Source organism: Nonomuraea ceibae (genome assembly GCF_019396325.1).
GTDB lineage: Bacteria > Actinomycetota > Actinomycetes > Streptosporangiales > Streptosporangiaceae > Nonomuraea > Nonomuraea ceibae.
This window is the reverse complement of the sequence record NZ_JAHKRO010000192.1, coordinates 1-10,794: the sequence shown is the minus strand read 5'-3', so window position 1 is coordinate 10,794 and position 10,794 is coordinate 1. Positions and strand designations below refer to the sequence as shown.

General features: G+C 72.0%; 10 protein-coding genes and 2 pseudogenes. 3 read left to right on the top strand and 9 right to left on the bottom strand.

What is annotated here, in order from left to right; translation table 11 throughout:
* Positions 1 to 524: 524 nt before the first annotated feature.
* The 4 genes from KME80_RS48190 to KME80_RS48175 form a co-directional block, all read right to left on the bottom strand.
* Positions 525 to 1,316: a class I SAM-dependent DNA methyltransferase gene (locus tag KME80_RS48190; protein WP_219519152.1), complete on the bottom strand. Its 792-nt coding sequence runs from the start codon at positions 1,314 to 1,316 to the stop codon at positions 525 to 527.
* 75 nt (positions 1,317 to 1,391) lie between these two features.
* Positions 1,392 to 3,137 carry a proline--tRNA ligase gene (locus KME80_RS48185; protein WP_219519150.1) on the bottom strand — a complete coding sequence of 582 codons (1,746 nt, stop codon included), beginning with the start codon at positions 3,135 to 3,137 and terminating at the stop codon, positions 1,392 to 1,394.
* 69 nt (positions 3,138 to 3,206) lie between these two features.
* Positions 3,207 to 3,878, bottom strand: coding sequence for a hypothetical protein (locus tag KME80_RS48180; RefSeq protein ID WP_219519147.1), 672 nt, complete (start codon positions 3,876 to 3,878; stop codon positions 3,207 to 3,209).
* A 128-nt stretch (positions 3,879 to 4,006) separates the two neighbouring features.
* Positions 4,007 to 4,408: a hypothetical protein gene (locus tag KME80_RS48175; protein ID WP_308126253.1), complete on the bottom strand. Its 402-nt coding sequence runs from the start codon at positions 4,406 to 4,408 to the stop codon at positions 4,007 to 4,009.
* A 138-nt stretch (positions 4,409 to 4,546) separates the two neighbouring features.
* Here KME80_RS48175 and KME80_RS48170 point away from each other — a divergent pair, with 138 nt between their 5' ends.
* Both KME80_RS48170 and KME80_RS48165 read left to right on the top strand, forming a co-directional pair.
* A complete protein-coding gene (locus KME80_RS48170; protein WP_308126252.1) occupies positions 4,547 to 5,848 on the top strand; it encodes an FAD-dependent oxidoreductase in 1,302 nt (433 codons plus the stop codon).
* Between the two features lie 44 nt (positions 5,849 to 5,892).
* On the top strand, positions 5,893 to 7,011 hold the full coding sequence (locus tag KME80_RS48165; protein WP_219519144.1) for a DUF6986 family protein: 1,119 nt from the start codon (positions 5,893 to 5,895) through the stop codon (positions 7,009 to 7,011).
* 13 nt (positions 7,012 to 7,024) lie between these two features.
* Here the strand turns inward: KME80_RS48165 and KME80_RS48160 are convergent, their stop codons facing one another.
* The 4 genes and pseudogenes from KME80_RS48160 to KME80_RS53105 form a co-directional block, all read right to left on the bottom strand.
* Complete coding sequence (locus tag KME80_RS48160) at positions 7,025 to 7,705, bottom strand: copper homeostasis protein CutC (RefSeq protein WP_219519141.1); 681 nt, start codon at positions 7,703 to 7,705, stop codon at positions 7,025 to 7,027.
* Positions 7,706 to 7,793: 88 nt separating this feature from the next.
* Positions 7,794 to 8,396 carry an N-acetyltransferase gene (locus tag KME80_RS48155; RefSeq protein WP_219519138.1) on the bottom strand — a complete coding sequence of 201 codons (603 nt, stop codon included), beginning with the start codon at positions 8,394 to 8,396 and terminating at the stop codon, positions 7,794 to 7,796.
* Between the two features lie 199 nt (positions 8,397 to 8,595).
* Positions 8,596 to 9,144, bottom strand: coding sequence for a GntR family transcriptional regulator (locus KME80_RS48150; protein ID WP_308126254.1), 549 nt, complete (start codon positions 9,142 to 9,144; stop codon positions 8,596 to 8,598).
* A gap of 6 nt (positions 9,145 to 9,150) precedes the next feature.
* Positions 9,151 to 9,318, bottom strand: a pseudogene (locus tag KME80_RS53105) (GntR family transcriptional regulator); the annotation flags it as partial.
* 724 nt (positions 9,319 to 10,042) lie between these two features.
* Between KME80_RS53105 and KME80_RS48145 the strand changes: the two are divergent.
* Positions 10,043 to 10,672, top strand: a complete 630-nt coding sequence (locus tag KME80_RS48145) for a flavin reductase family protein (RefSeq protein ID WP_219519132.1) — start codon at positions 10,043 to 10,045, stop codon at positions 10,670 to 10,672.
* A gap of 21 nt (positions 10,673 to 10,693) precedes the next feature.
* On the opposite strand, the pseudogene KME80_RS53640 reads toward KME80_RS48145, so the two are convergent.
* A pseudogene (locus KME80_RS53640) lies at positions 10,694 to 10,794 on the bottom strand (IS982 family transposase); the annotation flags it as partial.

The following is a 10,794-nucleotide window of genomic DNA, read 5'->3' as shown; positions in this document are numbered from 1 at the left end:
CCCCGCCCCCACCCGCCACGGCCACCGCCACCCCAAGCGGCTGACCCCCGCCTTTTCGCCCGCCCTGCCAACCCCGCGCCCCCATCCCCCAAGGGCGGCGGGCCGGTGCCGTACGCGCCGCGGAGCGCCGTACGCGTTGCGCCGGACCCCACCGTCCCCCCTCCTCGCCGCACCGGCGCCGGGAAGGGGCGAACGGGCGCGCTCGTCGCCCCGGCCACGGCGGGACGGCGCCGTGCGTGCCCCATCCCTCAAGGGCGGGCAGGCCGATGCCGCACACGCCCCGAAGCGCCGTACGTGTTGCGCCGGACCCCACCGTCCCCCCTCCTCGCCGCACCGGCGCCCGGGAGGGGCAGACGGGCGCGCGATCACCGACCCCCGCTACGGCGGGCCGGGTGCCGTACGCCCCCCGAAGCGCCGTGCGCGTTGCGCCGGACTCCGCCGTCCTCCTTCTCGCCGCACCGGCGCCGGGGAGGGGGTCGCTCGTCGCACCCGCCACGGCGGGACGGCGCCGGGGCGGCGGGTGGTCAGCGGCGGCGGCAGAGCATGAGCTCGGTGGTGGGGCTTTCGCGGAGGACGCGGACGAGGCGGCGTTCGAGGGGGTGGAGAAGGGCGCCGGCGAGCCAGCCGGTGACCTCCGTCAGGGTGACGGCGCGCAGGAGGCCGCCCCAGAGCTTGCGCCAGAGGGGGTGGGCGTCGACCTGGGCGTTCATGAGCACGAGCATGGGGACGCGGCGGATGACGTCGAAGCCGGCCTCGTCGAGGGCGGCGGTGATCCACGGGAGCGTGTGGTTGACCTGGTAGTCGGAGCGCTGCTCGGGCCGGTGGAGGAAGTTCTCCGACAGGACGAAGACGCCGCCTGGCCGGACGGCCTCGCCGATGGAGCGCAGCGCGGCCTTGTAGCGGTCGTCGTCGGTGATGTGGAAGAGCATGTCCATCGCCGACACCACGTCGTAGGAGCCGGGTTCGAGGGCGCCGGCGGGATCGGCGATGTCGAGGCGGAGGAAGGAGGCGCTGGGGAAGCGTTCGCGGAGCCGGTCGACGGCGGCCTGGGTGAGGTCGCTGCCGGTGATCGTCTCGACGCCAAGGGCGCGCCACTGGCGGATGTAGAAGCCGGTGCCGGAGCCGACGTCGAGGACCCGGGCCTTGGTCAGGTCGAGCGGGATGGCGGCGGCTTCACGGCGGAAGCCTTCGGCGCGCACCCGGTACATCCAGATGTTGAACGCGCGGCCGAGCGCCTTGTAGCCGACTCCGCTCTCGGTCCAGTCGGACTGCAGGCGTGATTCCCAGAAGTCTTTCAGTTCGGCGTGTGGCTTCATCGGATGAGATTTGCAGCACACTCCCGAGCCGTCAAACCGGGACGGCCCCGATGGGGACCGTCCCGGAGGAATGGGTCAGGCGGTGCAGGCGGCGTGGACGCGGTCGGCGGCTTCGGCGAGCGGGATCTCGCTCTTCTCGCCGGTGGCGCGGTCGCGCAGCTCGACGACGCCCTGGGCGAGGCCGCGGCCGACGATGAGGATGGTGGGCAGGCCGAGGAGCTCGGCGTCCTTGAACTTGACGCCGGGTGAGACCTGGGGCCGGTCGTCGACGAGGACGCGCAGGCCGCGGGACTCCAGCTCGGCGGCCAGCTCCAGGGCGACTTCGACCTGACGCTCCTTGCCGGTGCCGACGATGTGCACGTCGGCGGGGGCGACCTCGCGCGGCCACACGAGGCCGAGCTGGTCGTGGGCCTGCTCGGCGATGACGGCGACGGCGCGGGAGACGCCGATGCCGTAGGAGCCCATGGTGATGCGGACGGGCTTGCCGTCGGGGCCGAGGGCGTCGAGGCCGGCGGCGTCGGCGTACTTGCGGCCGAGCTGGAAGATGTGGCCGATCTCGATGCCGCGGTCGATGGACAGCCCGGAACCGCAGCGGGGGCAGGGGTCGCCGGCGCGCACCTCGGCGGCCTCGATGAACCCGTCGGGGGTGAAGTCGCGGCCGGCGACGACGTTGACGGCGTGCTTGCCGGGCTCGTTGGCGCCGGTCACCCAGGAGGTGCCGTCGACGACGCGGGGGTCGACGAGGTAGCGGATGCCGAGGTCGCTCAGCACCTGCGGGCCGATGTAGCCGCGGACGAGGCCGGGGTGCTTGGCGAAGTCGTCGGCTTCGAAGATTGCGGGCTCGCCGGGGGCGAGCGCCGCCTCCAGGCGCTTGAAGTCGACCTCGCGGTCGCCGGGGACGCCGACGACGAGGGTCTCGACCTTGTCGGAGCCGGGAGTGGTGACCTTGACGACGACGTTCTTGAGGGTGTCGGCGGCGGTGACGGACAGGCCGTGGTGCTCGTTGAGGTGGGCGACCAGGGTGTCGATCGTGGGGGTGCCGGGGGTGTCGAGGACCTTGAGCGCGTCGAGGCCGTCGAGGGCCCGGGCGGCGGGCGCGGGGGTGGTGACGGCTTCGGCGTTGGCGGCGTAGCCGCAGGAGTGGCAGGCGACGAAGGTGTCCTCGCCGGTGGGGGTGGGGGCCAGGAACTCCTCGGAGGCGGAGCCGCCCATCGCGCCGGAGGTGGCGAACACGATCTTGTACGTGATGCCGAGGCGGTCGAAGGTGCGGATGTAGGTGTCGCGGTGGGCCTCGTAGGAGCGCTTGAGGCCGTCGTCGTCGAGGTCGAAGGAGTAGGAGTCCTTCATGATGAACTCGCGGCCGCGCAGGATGCCGGCCCGGGGCCGTGCCTCGTCGCGATATTTCGTCTGAATTTGGTAAAGGGTGACCGGATAGTCCTTGTACGAGGAATATTCGCCCTTCACCAGATCGGTGAACAGCTCCTCGTGCGTGGGGCCGAGCAGATAGTCGGCGCCCTTGCGGTCCTTGAGCCGGAAGAGCGTGTCGCCGTATTCGGTCCAGCGGCCGGTGGCCTCGTAGTATTCGCGGGGCAGCAGGGCGGGGAAGAGCACTTCCTGGCCGCCCATCCGGTTCATCTCCTCGCGGACGACGCGGGCGACGTTCTCCATGACGATCTTGCCGAGCGGGAGCCAGGAGTAGATGCCGGGCGCGACGCGGCGCACGTAACCGGCGCGGACGAGGAGCTTGTGGCTCGGCACTTCCGCGTCTGCCGGGTCGTCCCGCAGGGTGCGAAGAAACAACGACGACATGCGCAGCAACACGGCCACTCCTCGGTCGAGCCTGATGTGAGGGCTACAGGCTATCGACTCCGGGACGCCCGCCGCGCGCGCTCAAACCGCTACGGTGATCCAGCCGCCCATGGCCGCGGCCAGCCCGGTGGCGAACAGCCCCGCGAGCCCCACCGCGCACGCCAGCGCCCGCGCCCGGCCGCCGGCGCCCCGGCGCAGGGCGAGCACCACCCCGATGGCCCCCGCGCCGATCAGCACGGCGGGGATCGGCCAGAAGGAGCGCTCGTCGCCGATGAACCCGGGCGTCGCCCGGTCCACGACGTCGGCCAGCACGAGCGCGCCGATGACGCCGGCCGCGTAGTCGCCCCACCGGTCCTTCCTGCGGGTCACGTACGCGAGCAGGCCGGTGCCGACGAGCAGGGCGACGGTCCAGTTGAGGCCGGCGGGACTGCCGCCGATGATGTCGAAGTCGAGGTCGCCCCGCAGCGCGCTGCCGCCCATCGCGGCGACCAGCATCGACACGGCGGCCAGGAACGTGGTCAGCAGCGCCCAGCCGAACCCGGACGCGCTCGCCCCGACGGCCAGCGCCATCGCGAGGTAGACGTACGGGTCGTAGACGTGCTCCAGCCAGCCCGGCCCCCGGCCGGCGGTGATCATGCCGATGAAGCCGACGGCCAGTCCGCCCAGGAAGGCCGCCAGCAGATGACGTTCGATGCCACGCTGCCGCCGGTCGTATTCGGCGAAGTCGGCATACTCGATCGCGGTTTTCTCCATCCCCATTCCCTGGTCATCCCACCCCCGGCGATTCTCCAGGGACGACCACATCCAGATTATGTGATCGTACATAAAAGGCAAATTTCGGTTAACCGTAAGCAATCTTGGCGGTGGGAATGGGAAAAGGATCAACCGCCGAGAAGTTCTTCCCAAGGGTGGCGGGTGTTGGTGCGGCGGGTGGTGTCGAGGGCCTCGGCCAGCCGCCAGAACCCCGGGCGGGCGCGGTCGCGGACGCGGCCCACCGGGTCGACGGCGCGCAGCTCGAAGCGGACGCCCATGACGTCGAGCACCGCGCGCGAGTTGCCGCAGGGGCCCGCCGGGGTGGCGTCGAGCAGGGCGGCGACCTCGGAGGCGTAGGGGCCGTCGCGCCATTCGATGTGCCAGCTGTGGTCGGCCCCCCGCCACCAGGTCAGGTCGCGGGCCGCCTCGATGAACTCCGCCTTGGTCGCCAGCGCGGCCATGACGCGGCCGAACGCCTCGAATCTCAGCGATTCGGTCAGATGCCTCCGCGGCCCGTGCTTTCGCCTCACGAACAACCACTCTGATCGCGACCGCACCCATCCCGCAAGCCCTGGCGACCTTGAGGCCCGGGGCCCGGGAGAGGAGGATCGGGGTGAGGCGCCATCGGATCGGGGATACATCGGATCTGGCGGGCATAGGGAGGCAGCGTGACGTTGCGCGTGGCGGTCATCGGTTCGGGACCCGCCGGGATCTACACGGCCGAGGCGCTGGTCAAGCAGTCGGCCGAGGACGTCGAGGTGGACGTGCTCGAACGGCTGCCGACGCCGTACGGCCTGGTCCGCTACGGCGTCGCGCCCGACCACACCTCGATCAAGTCGATCGCCGGCTACCTGCGCAGGGTGCTGGAGCTGCCGCAGGTGCGCTTCCTGGGCGGAGTCACGCTCGGCGAGCACCTGTCGGTGGCGGACCTGCTGACCTGCTACGACGCGGTCGTCTACGCCACCGGGGCAATGGTCGACCGGCGGCTCGGCATCCCGGGCGAGGACCTGCCGGGCAGCGTGGCGGCCACCGACTTCGTCAACTGGTACTGCGGGCATCCGGACGTCGACCCGTCGCGGTTCACGCTCGACAGCCCCGAGGTCGCGGTGATCGGCGTCGGCAACGTGGCCGTGGACGTGGTGCGGGTGCTGGCCAAGACCGCCGAGGAGCTGAGCGCCACCGACGTGCCGCACGACGTGCTCGAACGGCTCGGCGACAGCCAGGTCAAGGCCATCCACATGATCGGCCGGCGCGGCCCCGAGCACGCCAAGTTCACGCTCAAGGAGCTGCGCGAGCTCGGCGCGCTGGCCAACGCCGACGTGTGCGTGCGCCCGGAGGAGGCCGCCGTGCTCGGCGGCGACTTCCCGCGCCAGGTGCGCGGCAACATCGAGGTGCTCCAGTCGTGGGCGAGCCGCGAGCCCGCCGGCCGGCCGCGCCGCCTGGACGTGCGCTTCTGGCTGCGGCCCGTCGAGATCCTCGGCGCCGAGCGGGTCGAGGGGCTCCGGCTCGAACGGACCCGCCTGTCGGACGAGGGCCGCGTGGTGGGCACCGGCGAGTACGAGACGCTGCCGGTCGGCATGGTGCTGCGCTCGGTCGGCTACCAGAGCGTGCCGCTGCCCGGGGTGCCGTTCTCGCAGGAGACGATGACGGTGCCGAACGTGGCGGGGCGGGTGCGCGAGCGCGAGTACGTCGCGGGCTGGCTCAAGCGCGGCCCGAGCGGCGTGATCGGCACGAACAAGTCCGACGCCGCCGAGACCGTCCGCACGCTGCTGTCCGACCTGGCCGGCGCCCGTCCCGGCGGGCTCGCCTCCGTCGACGGCCTGCTGGCCGAGCGGGGCGTCCGCCCGGTCACGTACGCGGAATGGCTGGAGATCGAGGCCGCCGAGGCCGAGCTGGCCAGGACGCTGGGCCGGGGCGAACGGGTCAAGCTGGTCGGCCTCGACGCCATGCTGCGAGCCTGCCGCCCCTGACCGGCCCTGTTCGGCCCTGTTCGGCCCCGTACGGAAGGCATCGGATGCTCGACTTCGACCAGGTTCACCGCGAGCAGCAGGCGCTCTACCCCGCCGCTGAGCCCGGCTGGCAGCCCGTGCACACCGTGTACGTGCCGGCCGACCGGTTCTCGGCGGGCACCGTGGCCGCGTGGGGCGAGGAGGCGCTGGGCCTGGTCAAGGCGCATCTGGCCGGGCCGGACGAGCTCGCCGGGGTGTTCGGCGTGCCCGACGGGATCGCAGGTGACGTGCACGGCAGGCTGGTGCGCAAGCTGGCGGCCGAGCCGGTCGAGGACCTGCGGGTGGACTTCGAGGACGGCTACGGCGGCGGGCCGGACGACGAGGACGGGCACGTCGACCAGGCCGTGGAGGCGCTGGCCGCGATGCACGCGGCCGGGACGCTGCCGAGGCGGTGGGGGCTGCGGGTCAAGTCGTTCGCCGACGGCGACCCGGCACGCTCGACGCGGACGCTCGACCGGTTCGTCACCGGCCTGGCCGGGCGGGCCGGCGGGCTTCCGGAGGGTTTCGTGGTGACCTTCCCGAAGGTCCTGATGGAGGCGTACCTGGGGATGTTCGCCGGGTTCCTCCAGGGGCTGGACGACCGGGCGGGGCGGCGGCTGCGGTTCGAGATGCAGGTGGAGGCTCCGCAGACGGTGCGGTTCCTGCGCGCGGGGCTGACGTGCGGCGGGCGGCTGGCCGCGGCGCACTTCGGAGTGTTCGACTACACGGCGGCGATCGGGCTGCCGCCGCACGAGCAGCGGCTCGACCATCCGGCGTGCGACCACGCCAGGCACGTGATGCAGACGGCCTACGCGGGCACCGGCGTGGAGCTGTCGGACGGGTCGCTGGCCGCCTCGCCCGCCTCCGGCTCGGCGGAGGACGTGCGGGCGCTGTGGCGGCGGCACGCCGGGCTGGTGCGCCACTCGCTGGCGCACGGCTTCCACCAGGGCTGGGACATGCATCCGTCCCACCTGGTGAGCAGGTTCGCCACGGTGTACTCCTTCCACCTGGCGACCTACGACTCCTACCGTGAGCGGGTGCGCGCCTGGCGGGAGCGGCGGCCGGTCGGCGGCGTCCTGGACGAGCCGGCCACGATCCGCACGCTGGAGTCGGCCCTGCGCAGGGCCGACGCGGCGCTCGGCTGACCGGCCCGGCGGCTCAGTCGCGCTCGACGAGCGCCCGCCAGCGGCGGACCATGTGCGGGTCGATGGGCTCCGACCAGTCGCGGCGCACGGCCGAGCCGACGTGAAAGGCGCGCACGCCGTAGTCGAGCAGGTCGGGCACGTGGTGGGGCTTGAGGCCGCCGCCGGCCAGGATGATGGACCCGTCGCCGGCGTCCGCGCGTCCCTTGAGCACGGGCAGGCCGTCGCCCACGCCGAGCGGCGAGCCCGCGGTGAGCACGGTCGCCAGGTTGGGCAGCAGCCGCACGGCCCGCCAGGCCGCCTGCACGTCGGCGGCGTGGTCGACGGCCCGGTGGAAGGTCCACGGCAGCGGCGAGACGGCGTGGATGAGCGCCTCCGTGGCCGCCAGGTCCACCGCGCCGGCCTCGTCGAGGAACCCGAACACGAACCCGGCGGCGCCCGCCTGCGCCAGTTCCCTGGCGTCCTGGCGCAGGCGTTCCAGCTCCTCGGGGGTCCCGGCGAACCCGGGGCCGCCGCGCAACATCACCATCTGCGGCAGCGGGCACGCGGCGGCGATGGCCGCGACCGTCTCCGGGGCGGGCGTCAGCCCGTCGGCCGCCATGTCGGCGACGACCTCCAGGCGGTCGGCGCCGCCCTCTTCAGCGGCCACGGCGTCGCGCACGTCAAGCGCGATCACCTCAAGGAGGGATCCGGTCATGCAGCAGAGGTTATATGGTGCTCTGCACCTTTTTGCGCGAATAGAGATCCTCGCGTTCGCCCGGCCGGAGAACCCCGGGGAACCGGCGTCAGGCGCTGATCAGCTCGGGCAGGGTCAGATCACGGAAGGCCGTGATCGCCGAGTCGGCCGCCGGGCGCTGGAAGAGCGCGCCGGACGCGCGATGCGGCAGGTCCACCGTGCGCACGTGCCGGAAGCCCCGGCCCCGGTAGTAGTCCTGCAGCCGCCGGTTTCCCTTGGCGCAGTCCAGCCGCAGCCACGGCAGCCCCGCCGCGTACGTGGTCGCCCCGGCCCAGTCGAGCAGCGCGTCGCCCAGGCCGCCGCCCGACCAGGGGCGGGCGATGGCCAGCTTGTGCACGTACAGCGCGGCGCCGGGGTCGTCGTCCGGCGCCCAGAACTCGGGGTCGGCGTGGCCGTCCAGGGCGATGGTGGCGACCGGCCGGGCCGAGCCGTCCGGGTCGAAGTAGCGCAGCTCGTCGTCGAGCAGGAACAGCACCCGCTCCTCGATCAGCGGCTCGATGCGCTCGGGGCCGAAGCCCGCCCGGGGCCACTGGCGTACGCCCCGGGTGTGCAGCCACTCGGCGGTGTCGGCGAGGAGCGTGAGCACGCCCGGGAGGTCGGCGGGCTCGGCGCGGCGGAGGGTCAGCGGGTGCAGCAGCGTGTTCGCGTGCATGGGTCTGCCTTTCGTTGCGAGGGGTGGCCGAATCGACACAGAGCGTAATCGCTCAATGGGACACAAACCCGACAGGGCTAGATAACCCGATATATGCGGATAAATCGCTATTAGGGAGCGGTGCACCACTCCCTAACGCTCAGCGAGACGGCAAGCTCACTGGGCCGCGGCCGGCGGGATCACCCCCAAGCAAGGCCGCTCAGCGGCGGTCGAGCTCGTATCTGATCAGATGCTTGTCGGCAGGCAGCACCGACACCGCGACGCGCACCGGCATGTCGCCCTCGTCGTATCCGACCCGGACATAGACCACAACAGGGGTGCCAAGCTCAAGCTGGAGCCGCTCGGCCTCCTCCTGGTTGGGCATGCGGGCCCAGATGTCGTCCACCACGCGCACCTGCGCGTGGCCCAGCTCCTCCAGCACCCGGTTGGCGCCGCGCTCGATGTCCCCGGGCCGGGCGATCTCGGAGTTGGCGACCAGGTCCCGGGGGAAGTAGGAGTCGTTCGTGTTGTAGGGCTGGCCGTCCACGAACCGCAGGCGGCGGCGCACCACTGCGAGCTGTCCGTCGGCCAGCTCGAGCCGGCTGGCGATCTCCTCCACGGGGGAGACGGTCAGCACCTCGATGTACTGGCTGGGGGCACGGCCTTCCTGCGTCACGGCGTAGGCGAAGGCTTCACGCAGCTCTCCCGTGGGCTGCGGTTCCAGCTCTCGCTGCGGATAGATGAGCAGCGGCCTGCGGTCTCTGACCACCGTTCCGCGTCGTGGCGTACGCGTGACAAGCCCCTCATTGACCAACTCCCCGAGGGCCAACCTGACGGTGTTGCGGCTCACCCCATGGTCTTCCATGAGCTGCGCCTCAGTCGGCAGCTGCGCTCCGGGGCCGAGTACGCCGGAGTAGATGGCCCTTCGTAGCTCCGAAGCCACCTGCTGATACAGCACCGACCTTGCCACTTTCACCCCTTTTGTTCCAACAATTTAGACGATCTGGTTCTAGCAGGCCATCACCCCTTGACCGGACGGCATCGGGAGCCGCATCATCCATTCGTTGGTACAAATCCATCGAAAGGCCGGTGAGGGGGTGAGGGCCGGTGGTGCCGGTCCACGCGGGTACGCCGTACCTGCCCTGGGACTCCCCCCGTGATGCAACACGTTTACTGCGTTACGCGTTGCCTCGCCAGGGATTCACCCACACCTACCAGAGCAGCGGGTACGGTATGTCCGCACTTTCCGAGTCAGCCGAGCTGAACGTGTGGTGCGAGGACGGGTCCCTCGTCTGGCACGAGGGGAGCGCCCCCGTCCGCCACCCCATTGACGACCCGGCCGGCGCGGCGGATCGCATCGCCGCAGGTTACCGACACCCGGAGTCCTCGCAAGAGGGTCACTCCCCCACCATCTCCGTGCGCGAACCCACGGTCTAGGACTCCATCCCTCGCCGGAGTCCTGGCGCCGCCGCTCACGGGGCAGGAAGCGCGCCCTGGCGGGTCCCCCACGCCCGCCAGGGCGCGCGATCCACTCCAGAGGCCCTAGCAAGCGCTTGGGCCTCTTTCGCGTTACGATGAGGCCGGCGCGGCGGGCGTACCGCTTGACAGTCTTCCGGGGGCGAGCCTAACGTCCAAGCAAGCGCTTGGTTTATACGAGGAGGCGGCCCATGACCCCCCACGCTGCCCGGCCCATCGCGCCGAGCCGGCACCCGGGCCTGGCGATCCCCCGGCCGCGCCGCACCCCGGCCGCCGCCACTCCCCCCGCGCCCGCCGTTCCGACCGCTCCCGCCGTCCCGGTGGTTCCCGCGCCCCGGCCCGACAGCGCGCGGTTCCGGTCGGTGCTCGGCCGGTTCGCCACTGGCGTCGTCGCCATCACCGCGCTCGACCCGGTCGACGGCAGCCCGTGCGGCCTGGCGGCCAACTCCTTCACCTCGGTGTCGCTGGACCCGCCGCTGGTGGGCTTCTGCGTAGCCCACACCAGCACGAGCTGGCCCCGGCTGCGCGCCACCCGCGCCGTGACCGTGAACGTGCTGGCCGAGCACCAGCGCGCGGCCTGCGCCCAGCTCGCCTCGCGGGGCGGCGACAAGTTCGCCGGCCTCGGCTGGACGCCGTCCCCTGCCGGCAACCCGGTGCTCGACGGCGCGCTCGCCTGGCTCGACTGCTCGATCGAGGCCGAGCACCGGGCCGGCGACCACATGATCGTGGTGGCCCGGGTGCACCGGTTCGACACGCTCGGCGACGGCGGGCCGCTGCTGTTCTTCCGAGGCGGTTACGGAGCGTTCACGTCCGCCCCCTAGATCGCTGATGTGAAATTTGGGTTAGTGATCGTAGGCGATCAGGGATCGTTTCACGGGTGCGCCGATGTTCCAGTTGTGCCAGATGACAGCGTTGAGGGCGAGGATGCGCTGGCTGATGCGTG